Below are 17994 nucleotides of genomic sequence, written 5' to 3'. Positions count from 1 at the left end.
CCACTGTGGAAGTCGCTGTTATTGTTTTATTGGTCAGTTTTCTGATCCTGCTCGCCCTGAATGTACCCATCTCCATCAGTATTGGTGCGGCCACGGTGCTCACCATGCTGTGCACCATCGATTTTGATCCGGCCATGATTACCATGGCCCAGCGTATGGCCAGCGGTATTGATAGTTTCGCGCTGCTCGCCATTCCGTTCTTTATTTTCTCCGGTATGTTGATGGGCAGTGGCGGTATCGCCCGCCGAATTATCGACTTCGCCAAGGTGCTGGTAGGTATGCTGCCTGGCGGCCTGGCCTTCGTGAACATCATCAGTTGTACCCTGTTCGGGTCTATCTCCGGTTCGGCGGTGGCCGCTACATCGGCTATCGGCGGTTTTATGATTCCGTCGATGACCAAGGCGGGTTATGACAAAAACTTTAACACCGCAGTGACCGTAGCTTCGTCCACCACCGGCCTTTTGATTCCGCCAAGTAACATCCTTATCGTTTTCTCCCTCGCCTCCGGTGGTGTTTCCATCGCCGCACTGTTTATTGCCGGCTATTTGCCCGGACTACTGTTGGCGCTGGGATTGATGATGGTGTGCGGTATCTGGGCGAAAGCGAAAGGCTATCCGGTGGGTGAAAAGCCCACGCTGAAAGAGGCGTTGCACAAGACCGTGGATGCGGTGCCCAGCCTGTTCCTGATCTTTATCGTGATCGGCGGCATTATCAGTGGCTTCTTTACGGCGACGGAGGCCAGCGCGATTGCTGTCCTGTACTCGCTGCTGCTCTCGTGTGTGGTGTACAAAGAAGTGAAGCTGACACAATTGCCGGCACTGTTGACCAAATCCGTTGAAACCACGGCGATCGTGATGTTCCTGATTGCGGCCTCGTCTGCGATGTCGTGGATTATGTCGTATCAGAACATTCCACAGACCATCAGCCAGGCACTGATCACCATCAGTGAAAACCCGTTGCTGATTCTGCTCACGATAAATCTGATCTTGTTGGCGGTGGGTGCCTTTATGGACATGACGCCGGCGGTGCTGATTTTCACCCCGATCTTCCTGCCGGTAGTGACCGAGCTGGGCATGTCGCCGCTGCAGTTCGGTATTGTGATGATCCTGAACCTGTGTATTGGCCTGTGTACACCGCCGGTGGGGAGTGTGCTGTTTGTGGGGGCAAGTATCTCCAAGACCTCGATCACCGCGCTGATCCGCCCGCTGCTACCCATGTATCTCATGATGTTTGCTGTGCTGGCGCTGGTTACTCTGGTGCCGGCGATCAGCGAGTTTCTGCCGCGGGCGCTGGGTTTGATCGAGTAGCGCCCCGCAACGACTTTTATTTCCTCTCGTGAACTTTTATCACGTCACCTTCAGCAGATTTTGCCGGGCTTTTCAGCCCGGCTTTTTTATGCGCAGAAACCGCATTTAGGGTTTGAGCGGTGCGCCGGGTGGCAGCACCAGATTGACGTCGTTCGGCGTAATGATATCGAACAGTCCCAGAAATTTGCTCGCCGCACCTTTGTCACCGGTCACGGTGACACCCTCGGCCAGTTTTCCGGTGGCGACGGTTTTCAGGATGGCGCCTTTAGGGCCCGTTATGGTGACATCCGGTTTGGCCATCTTGCCATCGATATAGGCGGCAATTTTATTGCGCACCTTGAAGCCCGCCGCTTCGTTGGTGTCTGAAATAACAAACTGTACGTTCATCTTCGCATTGGCGGCGCGATCGGCGTTGAGCCGCACGCTCATGGTTTTCAGCAGTGCGGTCGTGGGCAGCGCTTTTACAATCGCCGGATCGGCAAAGTTCCACGGCATGGAGCGATCGATGGTGCCATCGAGCTCATTGGCGCCGGAAATGCCGTACATGCGCCAGTAAATATTGGTTTGCAAATAGCCCCACTGGCGCAGCGCTTCGGCTTTTAATTTACGTGCTTCCATGTCGCTGGGGTCGACGTTGATCTGGTGCGTGAGCACCTCGGCGGCCCAGCCGTAATTTTTGTTGTCGATGGCTTTGCGCCCCTCTTTCAGCACCGCATCGCGACCACCCATCACGCGTACATACTGCGTTGATGTAGCCTTCGGCCCGGGACGTGCCAACTGTGTGGGGTCTCCTTCCCACCAGCCGATGTAGCCCCCGTAAATATTTCTTACCGAGTGCGCCACCGTGCCGTAATACTCCTGTAGCCACGGATCGCTCGCGTAGGGTTCGGGCAACACCACTTTTTCGGCCAGCTCGTCACGGGTGTAACCCAGGTTGGTCCAGTAGATGGTCTGGTCGTGCACGTACTGGATCGCATCACGGTAGTTGCGGATCCGGTCGATGATGAAGTCGTTGCCCTTCCACGCACGCATGTGGGACCCGGAATAGGTGTCGGATTTCTGCGCGTATCCCAGCAAAATCTCTACACCATCTAGCCACTTGGCAACGTCCCGGTAGGATGTACCGCGCAGGGAATACAGGTTGGGGAAGGTCTCCCCCTGAATGGTTTCCGAACCATGTACATGACGAAACTCGGGAAAGTAGATATCCACCTCGTCGGTGCCGGCGTCGCCGTAGGCATGGAACACTTCGAGGTCGATCCCGGAAATCTTGAGTTTCAGGGGTTCATTGGTTTTCACCGTGTCGGTGGGCAAATATAGCGAGATAGGACCGGCGGCAAACGTAGGGCCGATCGCCACATGCACCAGGCCCTCGGCGCTTTGCTTGGGATAGCCACCCACGTAGGCCGTGCGCTGGGTGAGAATATTACCGACCACACCCACGTCATTCACCAGGTTCTCGACAAAGTGCTCCGAGGCAATGATCTTCACCTTGCCGCTGGCTACATCTTCCTCGCTAACCCCCCAACCGGCAGATCCAAACGGGTGGTCGGGGTGCCGGTGTGTGTAGATGATCGCGGTTGCCGGGAGGTTCGCCGCTGCTGGTACGGCCTTGAGAAAGGCCTCCCGGGTTGCCTTCGCGCTGTCGTTGTCGGAGCCCGGGTCAATCACGATCAGGCCATCGTCGCCCACCGCGATCATTGTCGAGGCCACTTGGAAACCATAGGCGTGGTAGATCTTGCCTTTCACCACTTCCTGGATGCTTTTCGGCATCATCTTCGCGTATTCGGTCTGGGCCTTGGCGATGGTGGGCGCAGATTTGGTGTAGGCCAGATTTTCCCCCTGCCAGATATGGGGTGACAGGTGGTCCAGCACGTCTTTGCTGCTGAAATTGGCGGGGTCCTGGCTGCGCACCGGACTGTTCAGGCTATTGGCCTCTTGCGCTGCGACCGGAGCACCGACGGCCAGGGTGCCAAGTAGGGCGCCAAACAGGGTGGCCGATGCGAGTGTGTGGCCGAGGGTGCGCCGCATATCCCTTGTTTCCGTTGCCATAAATTGCTGCTTCCTTGCTGCTGTAAGACCGATGCACCCGCTCTGTAGGGCCTCGGGGAAGCCCTTGGGTGCGGCGGAGAAAGTATAGAAGGTAGAAGCCCGCTGTCTGGAAAGTCACGTGCGGCAAAGCGCCAATACTGACCGCGTCTTACCGAGGGGTATCCACGGTATCCACGGTATTCGCGCCGCGTGTTGTATTCCTGCCGGGCAAGTTGGTCAGCCAATCGTTGCATTGTTAGCTAGTGGGGTGAGGGCGCGATGCACTCTGGCGTGGCGCTTTTTGTTGCTCGCCGGCACGCGCAACGCCCGATGCGGGCGTGATTGACTGCTGTTTCATCTCAGCGCAGTGAATCAGGTCAAGTTATGGCGCGGCGTACATTCATGTGGCTCAAACAGGCTTTACTCCGCTGGCGAAGCTGTTTAACCTCTTCGTGATTTTGGTATTGCCAATATGGCTCAGAGAGAAGGCCAATAAATACAAAAATGGCAGGCCAATATCCGGGTGTGTGTCCCTACACGGCCCGAAGCGATGATGATTAGCCCTGACGAGAGAGGTTCCCATTATCCCCAATCCCTGGCTAGGCAGCGGGGTGCTGTTTGCGGGCGTTGTACTTGTGGCTGGTCGTCCGACCGACACCTGAATTGGCAAGTTCAGGTGACACTTCTAGATAACCATAAATACGGAAGGTCACATGCAAATTAAACTGAAGAGCGCCGCGATGCTGAGTGCATTGCTGGGCACCTTCGCGGCCGCGGATATTCATGCGCAGGCCACGGGGTTTGCCACGCAAAACGGCGGTACTACCGGCGGCGCCGGCGGCAATGTTGTCTACGCAACAAGCGGCACGGAAATTCACGCGGCACTGTGTAATCGGGCGTCCAGTGATACGCCGATCATTATTCACGTTGAAGGCACCATCAATCACGGCAACACCAGCAAGGTGTCTGGCGATAGCTGTAACACGGCCGACGACAAAATTGAAATCAAGGATGTAAGTAACATCTCCCTCATTGGCGTCGGCAACGGCGCGCTGTTTGATGAGCTGGGGATTCACCTGCGCAATGCCTCGAACATCGTGCTGCAAAACTTGCATGTGCGGAATGTGAAGAAGTCCGGCTCGCCCACCTCGAATGGTGGTGATGCGATCGGCATGGAAAGCGGGGTATACAACGTCTGGGCAGACCACCTTACCCTCGAAGCCTCTGGCGGCGAGAGTGCCGGTTACGACGCGCTCTTCGATATGAAGGCGGACACCAAGTACGTCACCCTGTCTTACAGCATTCTGCGCAACTCCGGTCGTGGTGGCCTGGTTGGCTCCAGTGACAGCGACCTCAATAATGGTCCGGTCACCTTTCACCACAACCTTTACGAGAATATTGACTCTCGCACACCGTTGTTGCGCGGTGCCACAGCGCACGCGTTCAACAACCATTACGTGAGTATCAATAAATCCGGCATGAACCCGCGTGCGGGCGGCAAAATGAAAGCGGAGAACAACTACTTCGAAAGTTCGAAGGATCCGTTGGGCACTTTCTACACCGACGATATGGGTTACTGGGAGGTGAGCGGCAATGTGTGGTCCAATATTACCTGGAGCTCAGAGGGTTCCAGCAACCACCCCGCGGGCCCGAATCCCGTATCCACCACCTCCGTTAGTATTCCGTATGGCTATTCCCTGAGTGACGCCGGTTGCGTACCGCAAATTGTTGCGGCAACTGCCGGTGCCAATAAGGGTTTATTGGTGGATGACGGTAACTGCGAAGTCACTGGCGGTGGTAGTTCTTCAAGCTCTTCCAGCGGTGGCACTAGCTCATCCTCAAGTTCGTCCAGCAGTTCATCCAGCAGCTCCAGTTCATCCGGCGGCGGTTCCGGATCCGGTGGTGGTGAGCTGGGTCCGAACCTCGCGCTGACCGGCGGTGCGGATGGCACCAGCAAAGGCGGCGGCAGCAGCTATGGCAATGCCGTGGATGGTGACCTGAGCAGCTACTGGCAGCCATCCTCCTCCAGTGGCGAACGCATCTCGGCGAAAGGTTTTACTGGCGGGTTCAATACCGTGATCCTTCGCGAAATTGGCAATGCGGTGCAGGCCTGGCGACTGGTGAATAACGACACTGGCGCAGAGCTGGCGTCCGGTACCGGTATCGGCGCTGAGCGTGTGGTTTATGTCGGCGACGTGAGCATGGGCAAGCTGAACCTGATGATCGACAGCGCCACTACAGCGCCGCAGATCGCAGAAATTGAAATCTACGATGCGAGCGGCGATGTGAGCTCCTCCTCTTCTGGCGGCAGCAGCTCTAGCAGTAGCTCCAGCAGCTCCGGCGGCAGCAGTTCCAGCAGCTCTGGTGGCACGACGGAGGGTAGTGTCGATCTTTCGGTTTCCACGTCTGGTTCCAGCGTGAACCTGAGCTGGAGCGTGAGCGGTATCGATGTGCGCACACAGGAAATCTATCGCGATACGGATTCGAATCCCAGCGGTCGTGTGCGCATTGCCGCCGGCGTATCGGGTAATAGCTATACGGATGCCAATCTGGCAGACGGCACCTATTACTATTGGGTGAAAATCATCGATCAAAACCTGGTGGCGTATAATTCCAATGCAGGTAACGCTGTCATTGCAACCGCACCGGCGACATTGGTGCTGCAGGAAAACGCCGACGGTTTCTGTGCGGTTGAAGGCGCTGTGGAATCTGAGCACAGTGGCTACACCGGTGCCGGTTACGCCAATACAGAAAATGCCAGTGGTAAGGGTGTTGATTGGTCTGTAGTGGTTCCCTCCGCAGGCAACTACACCCTGAGCTGGCGCTACGCCAATGGCGGCAGTGATCGCCCCGCGGACGTGTTGATCAATCAGGGCAGCCAGGCGAGCCTGGGCATGGGTGGTACCGGTGCCTGGGGCTCTTACAGCGATAGCTCAGCAGTTGCCGTCTGGTTGAATGCCGGCTACAACGAAATCCGCCTGCAGGCTACCGGCGGCAGTGGTCTTGCCAACATCGACAGTATGTCGGTGACCGGTGCAGCACCGGTGGCGGGCGATTGTGCGGGTGGGAGTGCTTCCGCACCCGGTGGCAGCTCGTCCAGCAGTTCCAGCTCTTCCGGTGGCTCATCGAGTAGTAGCTCCTCCTCTGGAGGATCCAGTTCCAGTAGTAGCTCTTCCTCCGGCGGCACCACAAGTAGTAGCTCCTCCTCAGGTGGCACCTCCTCTGGTGGCGCATTCCCATCCCCGGAAGTGAGCAATGCCTGCTACATCCTGGCCACCGACCCGAACGTCAACTGGCGCGACTCTGCGGAACTGAACACCGACCAGGAAATTGTCGAGTGTCTTTCCAAGACCCTCGGTCGTGCAGTTGGTTACGGTGAAAATGCGCTCGGTGGGTACGACTCCAGCGGCAATAGCCAGCTGACTGTCATTACCAAAAACGATGCTCAGGGTCGCAGCGTCGAGCAGCAGATTCTGGATGCTGTGACTGGTGACGCGCACAACTGGATCGTGTTCGACAAGTTCGACTTTGCCCAGGAAACGGAAATCTCGATGCACCGCAACCACTGTGCAGACAGCTCCGTCCAGTCGGCGATCGGTGGCACTGAAGCCCAGTGTATCGACTACCGTCAGTGGTGTAGTGCGAACGGTTATTCCGGCGATGCCTGTCAGGTGGAGTTCTTCAATAATCGCCTGAACAACAGCAGTCTGCCGATCCGCAACACCAAAATCGGCTCTAACAAGACGCTCGATGGCCGCATGAGCAACGCCTACTTCCGTTTCAACGGCTTTGCCATCGGTGCCGACAGTTCAGGTCAGCCGACTCAGACTGCGGAAAGCGTGATCCTCACGCACCTGGACTTCCGTGGCGCTGGCCACACTGAAGACCATGGCCTCGATCCGGACATGATCCGTAACACCGGTGCGTCGCACGACATCTGGATTCACAAGAACACCTTCGACACCACCGGTGACGCGGCGTTTGATGTGAAAGTGGGTGCCTACGACATCACCATCTCCTTCAATAAACTGATCAATGTGAAGCGCGCCGCGCTGCATGGGTCCAGTGACAGCCGTACCATCAACGAGCAAATCACTACCACCATGCACCACAACGCGTTTATTACCACCGACGACAACTACAGCAGCCTGGGTAACACCCTGCGCCGTGTGCCGTTGATTCGTCGCGGTACATCGCACATGTTCAATAACTTCTTCATGAACTACCGCAAGGACGTCCTCAGTGTGCGTGTCGGTGCGAGTGTATTGTGGGAAGACAACATGTTCCTGATGAACCGCGCTTTCCAGGAGAAAGACGATGTGGTGCAGGCGTTGACCGAGCGTGGTGAACAACTGGCCCGGGACGTGGACGGTGGTAGCTTCCGCTCCGACGGCTCTCTGGTGTGGTTCTCCGATGCGGCATGTAACCTGGATTCGTCATTGGTCTATGAAATTACCAATGCATCCGGTTCCGTGGGTGACCTTTCGCAGAATTACACCACATATTCCCGCGATGTAATGGCTGCGGAAACCCTGCCCGCGAGCCAGGCGATGGCCGATTACATCATTGCCACGGCAGGCGTCGATGGCGAGATCCCGTTCAACTCGCCGCTGGGTTATGACCAGGACTATGTGATTGGGCTCGGCGGGGAAGCTTGCCAGTAACAGTGCGCCACTAGACCTTGCTTCTATAAACCTTCACATCCGAAGGAACCAGGCCCGTCCACCGTGAGGTGGGCGGGCCTTTTTGTTTTTCCGTGACGCAGCCACTGGTCTGGCCATTTCTTGGGTGAAATGCCGGAGCGCATCGTTGCGTTGCCGCCCCGACTGCCGCCTGTTTCCTGAAGAAAAAGCACTCCCGGCCCTAACTGCCAGTCCCCGATGCCGAAATGGCGCCGGAATGTTGAAATGCGCGCCGGTCTGACCGTGTGCACGCACAACTTCATTACCAATTTGCTCAAATGGTTGTTTATGCCTAACCAATCTGGTTATATTGCCTAACCAATAAGTATCAAGGCCGAGCCTGGCTGGTCGCCACGCATCTGATGACACGCATCAGGACGCGTGCTCCACAGGACTCCGTTCTGGCTGACGCGCCGGGCTCATAAGAATAACGATCGAGATGAGAGAAGGGGTGAGCATGAAAACTTTACCTTGGGCAAAGTCCGCACTCGCGCTGTGCATCATGGGGACACTGACCGCCTGTGGCGGTGGTAGCAGTTCAGCAGGGGAGGGGGATATTGCCGACCTGCCCGATCCACCACCTGCGGTTGTTGTACCGCCGGAAGAGAGTGGGATTACCAATACCCCACTCCCGCTAGCGGAAAGCTTTGGTGAATACACCGGCTTCGACCAGAGCGACACCATCGACTTCTTCAGCCCCAACTACAAGGCGCTGGCCACTGCGGATAGCAGTGACTACGAAGATGCACGCCCCGCATTCTACTACCCTACCTGCTGCTTCTTCGATCAGGATGATCCCAATATGGAGATCACGGTCGACAATAAAGAACGCCTGGGTATCGTCAGCGATAACGGCGACGCTTCCCTGTTGATCAGTAATGCGCGCTTCAGTATCGGCCAGACACTGTCCGAACTGGCCGACGCCGGCGCTCTGGACAAGAAAAAGGATTCGACTCCGGGCACCGACGGTGGTTCTGGCTGGGGCGAGCTGGATCTTTCCGAGCCTTACCGCATTTCCTTCTGCGTGGCATCCGCCAGCGGTGCCGGGTCGAAAACCCAGATTTATGTGGATAACAACACCTCCGGTGAAGCCAACTCCATTCATGGCGGCGGCTCGCTGGGCTCGCGTCTTTTCGACGTGGAAACCGGCTCCCTGATCGCCGGCGAGCGCGTGGTCATCAACATTCCCGGCGAAACCTACCTGCAGGCTGGTGGCGACGTTGTCGACATCAAAGATGAAGTCATCGGTACTGAAAATTCCTTCCTGCAGCTGCGTGTATCCAGCGGCGGTACTGCAATTATCGACGACCTGCTGATTGAGAAGCAGACCGAAGACGGTCAGGCAGATCTGCCTGAGTGTAAACCGTTCCAGGCAGCAGAGGCGCCGAAAGCACCGGAAGCTCCGGGAACCGTGGTCGGTGATGGATACGTTCAGGTTGGATGGGCAGACATCTTTGGCGCTTCCGGCTATGAGCTGGCATACAACACAGTCGACTCTACAGAGGGTGCTGTAGTCGTACCTGCAGCAGACATCGACGGTACCAGTCATTTGCTGGATGGACTGGAGAATGGAACTACTTACTTTGTGTTCCTGCGGGCAGAAAACTCTGTAGGTTTCAGTGACTGGAGCCCGAGCGCAAGTGCAACTCCGGAAGCGCCTCAGGGAGAGGCTTGTGTTGCGACTTCGCAGGTAGACACCGCCATTGCTTGGAGCGTTTACGACGGGTGTCGTTCACCTTTCGAAGAGGCTTCAATCGTCTATAACACATCGACCCCTGGCACCTTCGATTTCGGCAGCTCCGATACCTCCATGTTTGTGGCAATTGCCAATGAAAACGAAGAAAACATCGGCCATGCCAAGCTGGACACCACCAAGGACAAAGACGCGCGCAGCCGCGGCGAAGTTTACGATATTTTCGCTGCTGGCTATCCGAAACATTTTACCGCGATTGCACGAATTAAAGCCGACAACGCAGCACAGCGTGGTTTTGAAATTCAGACGTACTTCGCTGAAGCTGGCAAGCGTGTAAACATGATGCTGCGTCCTGATCAGGGCGACACCGGCGAGGTTCGTCTGGAGAAATTCACTGATGGAGCTTCTGATATAAAAGTTGCTGCTCCACTGTTGGATGGCGAATTCCACACCTATCACATTGCGTTCACCATGACCGATGCGGATACGCTGAACGCAAAAGTTTTTGTTGATGGGAATGACACCCCAATCATTGATGAAACCAGCACAGGCCGTGAAGACAGCAGCGCGAATAACAAGCTGCGTGTAGGTGAAGACTCCAGTAGTGCGCATTTGGCCGAAGTAGACTGGATCATCTGGACTACCGATGCCATGACTGCAGCGAAGCTCCCTTCTGAATTGGTTGACCAACTGCCCACCACTGTCGGTGAGCTGGGCAATTACGCAACATCAACTTCTGCATGGGAAGGTGCTGTTGCAGACCTAGCAGGTACAAGTGGTTCGGCTCCTGTTGGTGAAGTGGTCTCCAGTAGTGAAAATGCAATTACCATCAAGGCTTCTGGCGGAAGCGTAAGCTCAGACTCCGTACGTAAGTTCTTCGTCTCTAAAGAAGTGACTGCTCCGTTCACCTTTACCGCGCGTTTGAGCAGTGTGAACCTCGCGGAAGGCGCAGAGCACACCGTTGACAGCAACAGCTATCGCTTTGGTATTGCCGTGATGGAAAGTCTAGACGCCTCCTTGAGTGGTGACATCAAGGAAGTCGGACGCTTCGCCACCATCGACTACTGGGCTGATGTAAGTGGTACAGAAGTTACGTTGATCGGCTCTCGCGCACACAAGCTGGATGTGGGTGACACAGAGCAATCAAAACGTTCCCGCTCAAGTGCTGACTTGGCTATCAATGATTTGCTAAAAATTGAAGTCATTGATGAGGAAGGAACACCTCGTGTGATTCGCTCTGTTTCCAAAGATAATGGTGCAAGCTTTACCCAGTTGAATAGCTCGGCATTCAAAGATGAAGGCATGCCCGCATCTGGGTTCCCCTCAAGCTGGTACGTAGGTGTCTATGGTGCCCCCGGTGATGAGCTAATCCTAGAATTCACCGATCTAGAGATCACTCAGCAATAAGTAAATGGGCCAGCCCCCTTGATGGAGGCTGGCTCTTTCCGGCCATTTACAAAGCGTCTGGCGAATTCGCCAGAAATTCATCGAGCGGTCTGTTCGAATAAACAGGACCGAATAAAACGATGGGAGAGTCAAAATGACTTACAAGAAACAGGTTCTCGCCGTGGCCATCGCCATGGCAGCTTCCACCAGCCTGATGGCGCAGGAAGCGGAAGAAAAGAAAGCGGAAGAATCCTCGGATTTTTCCATTGAAGAAGTCTATGTAGAAGGCGTTAAAAGCGCGGAACTCAATGCCCGTCAGGCGGAGCGTGACAAGAACGTATTCAGTTCTGTAATTACCCAGGATGACTCCGGTAACTTCGCCGACCAGAACGTAGCAGAATCCCTGCAGCGTCTGCCCGGTATTACGCTGCAGAGCTCGGAGGGTGAAGGTAAATTCATTAACCTGCGCGGTCTCGGCCCGGGCTTTGTTTCCGTGCAGATGAACGGCTCGGAAATGGCCAACAGCGGTGGCGGTGCGGCGGACAGCGAAAGCCGTGGCTTCTCGTTGGATGCGCTGCCTGCAGACGTGCTGCAATCCATTGAAGTACTGAAGTCGCTGACTCCGGACATGGATCTGAACTCCATTGGTGGAAGCGTGAACGTCACTACCATCTCTGCGCTGGATCGCGGTAAAGACACCATCAAGCTGCGTGCCCAGGGGGCGTTTCAGGAGCAGAGCGGTGAGTCCTCGCCCAAGCTGACCCTGCAAGGCACCAACATCTTTGCCGACGAAACCATCGGCCTGAGCTATTCGCTGTCGTATGAAAATCGCGTGACCGAGGGTTATGAATCCCGCGCCCACGACAGCAGCTTGCCGCGTTACATTACCGTGGATGGCGTCGACAGCCCGATGCTGATCCCGTTCGAACTGCAGAACCGCCAGGAAAATGCCGAGCGTGAGCGTATTGCGGGTATTTTCGACCTGGAATATCGCCCGGACGACAACAGCAAGTATTACGCCCGTTTCAGTAACACGGTGTATACCGACGAAGACACCGCATTGCGTGAGTACTACCGCTGGGGGCAGGCGAGCAGCAGTGAAGTGGTTTACCTGGATCCTGCTAACAATGTGTTCGGCACCGGAGGTATGGACCTGCAGCACCAGTTCTTTATCCAGGAAGCGGAGAGCGATACAAAAGTGTTCTCCCTCGGCGGTGAAAACCTGTTTGGCAATAACTGGACGCTGGATTACGAGCTGGCGCACTCCAATGCTACCCAGGATTCCCCCGATGGCCGCCGGGTACAGTTCCGCGCGCGTAAGCTCAGTGCGCTGGGTACCACTGGCGAGGACTACCTGAATGGCCAGATTGTGCACCCGGATCAGCTGAGTGACCTGATCGGTGGCGGCGACGTTCCCGACGTTGGTGGCTTTGGCCCGTCTGGCTATCAATATGGTGAAACCGTGCAGCCCTTCATGCTGTACGACAACCTCTTTATGGAAGACAGCTTCCGTGAAGACACCATCGATCAGGCCATGGCCAACCTGCGCAAAGATTTTGATATGGGCCCGGTCAATTACATCAAAACCGGTTTCCGCATCAAAAACCGTGAGCGCAACCGCGATAAGAACCGCGTAAGTATCGTGCCCAATGACAAACGCGTAGCGGGCTGCGCCGGTGATCCAGTCTGTCTGGAAAATGCCGGTGCGCGTCTGGGCGACTTCCAAACCTTTATGCCGGATAACCCCCTGTTCGATCACGCGTTTATCACGCAATCCGAAGCAGAGCGCCTGATCGCGGCAACGCGGAGCATCGGCGACAGCTATGACCCGGAACAGCGTGAGCTGGAAAGCACCCGTAACGATTATGCAATCACCGAAGATACCGCCGCCGCCTATATTATGGGTGAGTTTCAGGTGACCGACACCGGTACTCTGATCGGCGGTGTGCGCTATGAGAAGACCGACTTTAACTCCACCGGTTACCTCTCTATCCGCAACGACCGCGAAGAGAGCAGTGACCAGCTGGAATCCTTCGATATCGCGGTGCCGCTGGACGACACGTCCAACGCCTACGACGGTTTCTTTCCCAGCCTGCACTACCGCGACGAGCTGCGAGAAGACTTGCTACTGCGCGCTTCCTTGTGGACTTCGTTTACCCGTCCGTCCTTCGACGAGGCGCGTGCGTATGCGCAGGTGCGTGATCGTGTGATCTTCTGTAACTACGATGCCGCGGCGAATCTTGGTGACGATAATTGCTCCGATCGTCCGTCTGACCTTCAGGGTGAGATTGCCGATGCGGACTTTACCGATGAGTACAAGTCGCAGAACATGTCGATGTCTCCGGACAATGTTGTGGAAATCGGCAACCCGAAACTCGATGCCATGACCGCGACCAACTTCGATGTGTCCCTCGGCTGGTATGCCAGCGAAAACCTATTTATCCAGGGCGCTGCGTTTTATAAGCAGATTGATGACTTCATTGTGGAAGTTGCGGGTGCCAACCTGAACCTCTCGGACCTGCCATACACCCTGCCGGTGGATCAGGTCACCATGTTCAATATTCCCGCCGATCTGCAGCTGAACAATGCACAGACCTATCTGAACGGCGACAAGGCAGAAGTTTACGGCTTGGAGGTCACCTACAACCAGTACTTCATGGAAGGCCTGCTGAAGAACTTCTTTATCCAGTCCAACTTCACCCTGCTGCACTCGGAGGCTGACGTGGGTGCAAGCGTGCGCGCGGAGTCCATCCGCCTGCCGGAGCAGGCCGACGTCACCGTGAATACCACCCTGGGTTGGGAAAACAACGACTTCTCGTTCCGCTTTATTACCAACTACCGCAGTGAAATCCTCAAGCGTATCGGTTCCTGTACAGACGCGGATATTGCTGCCGATGCAGTGTTGGGTTACTCGCAGAACTGTGCAGACTGGTCTGACGTTTATCAGGATGCCGGTGTCACGTATGACATCAAGGCCACCTACAACGTCAACGATAATGTGAAGCTGTATCTCGACGCAGTGAACATTTCCGATGAAAGCAACATCCAGTACTTTGAGGGTAACGAGTACTCCAATGGACGCATGATGTTCCTGACCGAGACTTACGGCCCCACCTACCAGCTGGGTGTAAACGTTCAGTTTTAAGCAGGTGGTGTGTGTGGGGTTCAGGTGCCCGCGGTGCCTGGCCCTCACGCTACCGGTATTCCCTTGTTTTGTTGTTGAGTGTTTGCCATTTTGCCCCGTTTCCGGGGCTTTTTTGGCTTTGAAATCTCGAATGTGATGGCGAGCGTTCCGGCGCAACATCTGTGCCAGCACATGCGGAATCTACTTCCGTGTGGATTCATTGCGATTACTGATTTGAAAGGTAGATCTATGTACGTCAAATGTTTGCGCAGCTGTGCGATTGTTGCGATCTCTGCCGTAATGACCGCCTGTGGTGGTGGCAGCAGTGGCTCGGGTGCGAGCGCGCCGGTGTTTGAGTCTTCCAGTAGTTCGTCATCCAGCTCCAGTTCGTCCTCGAGTTCTTCGAGCAGCTCTTCTTCTGGCGGCAGCAGCTCCAGCTCTTCTGGCAGTTCCTCCGGCAGTTCGTCGTCCGGTGGCTCCAGTTCTTCATCATCCGGCGGTGAAGCGCCGTTGTTGTCGCGCGATGGCAACCCGATTAACGGTGAGCTGGATAATTACAAGTCCTGGCTCGGCAGTAGCCTGGCTTCGGATCAGGTCCGTGCTGACAACATGATTACCTGGCAAATGCCGCACGGGGGATTTTATAAAAACAGTGAGTCTACCTACGATGCCCCCTGGAATGGGAGCAGCGCACGCTCCGGCTGGACCGGCGAAGGCGGCGTGGAGCTGGGCACTATCGACAATGATGCCACCGTCACTGAGCTGATGTTCCTTGCCGATGTGTATCAGCGCAGTGGCGACAGCCAGTACCGCGACGCGGCGCGCGATGCGCTGGAATTCCTGCTCACCATGCAATACGAGTCCGGTGGTTGGCCGCAGGTTTATCCACCGCGTACCGGCACCACCTATTCGAACCATGTCACCTTCAATGATGGTGCGATGGCGCGCGTATTGATTCTCCTCGACAAGGCTGCCCGCAAGGAGGCCCCACTAGACGGCGACCTGTTCAGCGACGCGCAGCACAGTCGCATGGAAAGTGCGATCGCGAAAGGCGTGGACTTTATTCTGAACGCACAAATTGTGCAGGCGGATGCCAAGACCGTATGGTGCGCCCAGCACGACCCGGTAACCTTTGAGCCGCGCGGTGCCCGTGATTACGAACTGCCTTCGAAAAGCGGTAAAGAGTCCATGCTGGTAGTCGCATTCCTGATGGCCCAGCCACAGACCACCGAAGTGGAAGACGCCGTCCGCTCCGCCCTCGCCTGGTATCGCAGCCCGGTGGTACAGGAGGCGGACACCGCCTACGTAAAGCGTTCCAGCGGCAGTAACGACGATACCTACAATCCCATTCAGTCCAGAACCGGCAGCACCATGTGGTACCGCTTCTACGACCTGCAGCAAGACGTTGGCTTCTTCGCCGACCGTTCCGGCATCAAACAGTATGACATCATGGCTATTGATGCCGAGCGCCGCTACGGATACGAGTGGGGTGGTGACTATGGCAGTAAGCTGATTCGCTATGCGGACAGCGTGGGTTACTACTAGCCTCTCATCAAGCGCCGGGTCTGCATCCCGGCGTATTCAAATTCAATGTCCTCTAAACCGGGTCATCGCCACAGAGCCGGTAGATACTTCATCGGCAATGGATTGATGGCTTCAGGGTGCAAGGCGTTGTTGCCACTCCCCCAATGCCGCCACCAGCTTGCCGATATGTTGTCTGGTGTCGTCATCGTTCAGTATGCCGCTGTCATCAAACTTCTTGTGGGCGAAGCTGATCATGACTTCCGGCTTGTTCACAAAGTGCGCATTCAGATAAATCATTACCCGGCGCAGATCGTATTGCGCACGTGCACCGCCAAACGCGCTCATGCTGGCACTCATTACCGCCACGGGCTTGTCGGCAAACGGCTGTGGGTCAACGCGGGAGAGCCAGTCGATGGTATTTTTGAGAACGCCGGAGATGGAGTAGTTGTACTCCGGAGTCGAGAAGAGAATGGCATCGGCTTCCAGTACCTGCTGCTGTAGGCGCTCGACTGCTTCGGGGACACCCTCGTCGCGCAGGTCCTGGTCGTAAAGCGGAATACCCGCGAGGTCGGCAAAGGTGAATTTGGCGCTTTCGCCGGCGATGTCTGCGGCGGTCTTGAGCGCTGCGCTATTAAACGAGCTACCGCGCAGGCTGCCGGAGATGGCGAGAATCTTGGTCGGGCTGGAGGACATGGCTGCTCCTCAAAGGTGAAGAAAAAGAACCTTCAAGATAGCAGCCGGCTCCGCTCGTGCATTATGCCCAGGCGTGGGGTTCAGTTATTGCCAAGCACGAAACAGTGTTCAAGGTCTTTGGGGTAGCGCAAGCTGAGATTGGCGACATTGCTGTCGGCTTTGCCGGGGGCGGGCTGCGACGCGGCTTTGGACGGCTTGGCGAGCAGAGCCGCTTTGGCGGGGGGCTGGGATTTGGTCGGCAGCTGCGTATTCATGGTGGTGACCTCGACTGCTTGTACGCTGATGCTGATGCCACTCCGGTTTTTGGGGTGCGTACTCGCAGGAGCTGAGTGGGCGCAGAACGGTCAAAAATCGGCAAGGCCTATGAAATTAACTGTAGTGTAAAAATTGCCGTATTAGCCGCCGAACGCCGGGAATAAGCGCAAACCTCATCCATCGTAAAAGGCCCCACAAATCGGCGTGGGGGAAAAGTGCCGGGTGTGGGGAGATTGCCGGGATGCGCCAGGTTCGTTGATAGCTTTAGGGTATTACGGCTAAAGTTTTAATTGATTTTTACGTGGCTTCGCGGTGCGCTAACTTGGCTCCTGTGACTGCGCGCTCAAGAGGAGCCAGCGCAACGCATCTAACCAACGAGGGAGAAAGCCATGTGGAAACCTGAAGCCAAACCCGCCCCGCAGCGGGAAGGTACTCTGGAATGTAACCTGGAATGCAACTATGCCGACAACTACTACGGTGACCAGGTGTGCGTGTTGAAAACGGTGGGTGCCTGACACCCCTTAGGGTGGGGCGGGGAGAAAATTGCCTGGCCGGCGCTTTTGCAACATAGTGCGGTCATCTTAAATTGCCCGCCACGTACTGCATGTACCCATGCCTACTATGTTTGAATTTGATAGAGCAAAACTGATCGCCAGTGTCGGTGGTCCGGCCATCCTGCTGTTGCTGTGTATCCTGCTGCAGCTGGCCCAGTCCGCCTACCCCGACCTGTTCATGTACGATCGCGCCCTGCTGGCCGGGGGCCAGTGGTGGCGGCTGCTGAGCGGGCATCTGGTACACACCAATAGCGCGCACCTGCTATTGAATGGTGTGGCGATCGTGGCCCTGTGGTTCGTGTTTGGGCAGAGCCGCTTGCTCGGGAAGCGTCACCCGGTGGTGGCGTATCTCGAGCTGACGGTGGTGCTGTCGCTGCTGATCAGCGGCGGCCTGTGGTTGTGGTTCCCCGAGGTTCAGGTCTATTACGGCCTCTCCGGTGTGCTGCACGGACTCTTCTGTTTCGCGGCGGTGAGCGAGCTGTTCCAGCGGCGCTGGTCCGGGGGCCTGCTGCTCATAGGCTGCTTCGTCAAAGTAGGGTGGGAGCTGGTTGCCGGGCCGAGTGCGGCCACCGCCAGTTTGATCGAGGCCGACGTGGCGGTATCCAGTCACCTGCTGGGCACCCTGTTTGGCACCCTGATCGGTGTGATCGTCGGGGTGTCTACCCGGCGGCAAAAACCCGAATGACCGTCCATCAATGACTGGCTGTGAGCCAGACGTACCTGTCGACCCGAGTTTCTGGAGGAA

The 17994-nt window shown here is 56.2% G+C and carries 10 protein-coding genes; 7 read left to right on the top strand and 3 right to left on the bottom strand.

The genetic code is table 11. The features are described 5' to 3' along the window. Positions 1–5: 5 nt before the first annotated feature. Positions 6–1307 carry a TRAP transporter large permease gene (locus AU182_RS00465; RefSeq protein WP_066959323.1) on the top strand — a complete coding sequence of 434 codons (1302 nt, stop codon included), beginning with the start codon at positions 6–8 and terminating at the stop codon, positions 1305–1307. Positions 1308–1412: 105 nt separating this feature from the next. Here AU182_RS00465 and AU182_RS00460 read toward each other — a convergent pair whose 3' ends face one another. Continuing rightward, positions 1413–3359, bottom strand: a complete 1947-nt coding sequence (locus AU182_RS00460) for an alkyl sulfatase dimerization domain-containing protein (RefSeq protein ID WP_227718065.1) — start codon at positions 3357–3359, stop codon at positions 1413–1415. Between the two features lie 692 nt (positions 3360–4051). Here AU182_RS00460 and AU182_RS00455 point away from each other — a divergent pair. The 4 genes from AU182_RS00455 to pelA all read left to right on the top strand — a co-directional run bounded on the left by AU182_RS00455 (position 4052) and on the right by pelA (position 15768). Continuing rightward, positions 4052–8002 carry a pectate trisaccharide-lyase gene (locus AU182_RS00455; protein ID WP_066959315.1) on the top strand — a complete coding sequence of 1317 codons (3951 nt, stop codon included), beginning with the start codon at positions 4052–4054 and terminating at the stop codon, positions 8000–8002. Between the two features lie 475 nt (positions 8003–8477). Beyond that, a complete protein-coding gene (locus AU182_RS00450; RefSeq protein WP_066959313.1) occupies positions 8478–11120 on the top strand; it encodes a fibronectin type III domain-containing protein in 2643 nt (880 codons plus the stop codon). 133 nt (positions 11121–11253) lie between these two features. Then, the gene (locus AU182_RS00445) at positions 11254–14244 is read left to right on the top strand and encodes a TonB-dependent receptor (RefSeq protein WP_066959311.1); all 2991 of its coding nucleotides are present in this window, start codon (positions 11254–11256) and stop codon (positions 14242–14244) included. 228 nt (positions 14245–14472) lie between these two features. Beyond that, a complete protein-coding gene (pelA, locus tag AU182_RS00435) occupies positions 14473–15768 on the top strand; it encodes a pectate lyase (protein WP_082859113.1) in 1296 nt (431 codons plus the stop codon). A gap of 111 nt (positions 15769–15879) precedes the next feature. Here pelA and AU182_RS00430 read toward each other — a convergent pair whose 3' ends face one another. Together AU182_RS00430 and AU182_RS16595 are read right to left on the bottom strand one after the other, a co-directional pair. Further along, positions 15880–16440 carry an NADPH-dependent FMN reductase gene (locus tag AU182_RS00430; RefSeq protein WP_066959306.1) on the bottom strand — a complete coding sequence of 187 codons (561 nt, stop codon included), beginning with the start codon at positions 16438–16440 and terminating at the stop codon, positions 15880–15882. 80 nt (positions 16441–16520) lie between these two features. Further along, positions 16521–16694, bottom strand: a complete 174-nt coding sequence (locus AU182_RS16595) for a hypothetical protein (RefSeq protein WP_193754265.1) — start codon at positions 16692–16694, stop codon at positions 16521–16523. Between the two features lie 390 nt (positions 16695–17084). Here AU182_RS16595 and AU182_RS16835 point away from each other — a divergent pair, with 390 nt between their 5' ends. Beyond that, the gene (locus AU182_RS16835; RefSeq protein WP_255359325.1) at positions 17085–17210 is read left to right on the top strand and encodes a hypothetical protein; all 126 of its coding nucleotides are present in this window, start codon (positions 17085–17087) and stop codon (positions 17208–17210) included. A 97-nt stretch (positions 17211–17307) separates the two neighbouring features. Beyond that, a complete protein-coding gene (gene rrtA / locus AU182_RS00425; RefSeq protein WP_082859112.1) occupies positions 17308–17934 on the top strand; it encodes a rhombosortase in 627 nt (208 codons plus the stop codon). Positions 17935–17994: the final 60 nt, after the last annotated feature.

Source organism: Microbulbifer sp. Q7 (assembly GCF_001639145.1).
In the GTDB taxonomy this organism is placed as follows: domain Bacteria; phylum Pseudomonadota; class Gammaproteobacteria; order Pseudomonadales; family Cellvibrionaceae; genus Microbulbifer.
Note: the sequence above shows the minus strand (reverse complement) of the source record. Positions and strands in the feature narration are given on the sequence as shown.

Bases quoted from the DNA above. Each gene is read 5' to 3' on its own strand.
- AU182_RS00460 (WP_227718065.1), bottom strand. From the start codon at position 3,359: ATGGCAACGGAAACAAGGGATATGCGGCGCACCCTCGGCCACACACTC.
- AU182_RS00455 (WP_066959315.1), top strand. From the start codon at position 4,052: ATGCAAATTAAACTGAAGAGCGCCGCGATGCTGAGTGCATTGCTGGGC.
- AU182_RS00450 (WP_066959313.1), top strand. From the start codon at position 8,478: ATGAAAACTTTACCTTGGGCAAAGTCCGCACTCGCGCTGTGCATCATG.
- AU182_RS00445 (WP_066959311.1), top strand. From the start codon at position 11,254: ATGACTTACAAGAAACAGGTTCTCGCCGTGGCCATCGCCATGGCAGCT.
- pelA (WP_082859113.1), top strand. From the start codon at position 14,473: ATGTACGTCAAATGTTTGCGCAGCTGTGCGATTGTTGCGATCTCTGCC.
- AU182_RS00430 (WP_066959306.1), bottom strand. From the start codon at position 16,440: ATGTCCTCCAGCCCGACCAAGATTCTCGCCATCTCCGGCAGCCTGCGC.
- AU182_RS16595 (WP_193754265.1), bottom strand. From the start codon at position 16,694: ATGAATACGCAGCTGCCGACCAAATCCCAGCCCCCCGCCAAAGCGGCT.
- AU182_RS16835 (WP_255359325.1), top strand. From the start codon at position 17,085: ATGTGGAAACCTGAAGCCAAACCCGCCCCGCAGCGGGAAGGTACTCTG.
- rrtA (WP_082859112.1), top strand. From the start codon at position 17,308: ATGCCTACTATGTTTGAATTTGATAGAGCAAAACTGATCGCCAGTGTC.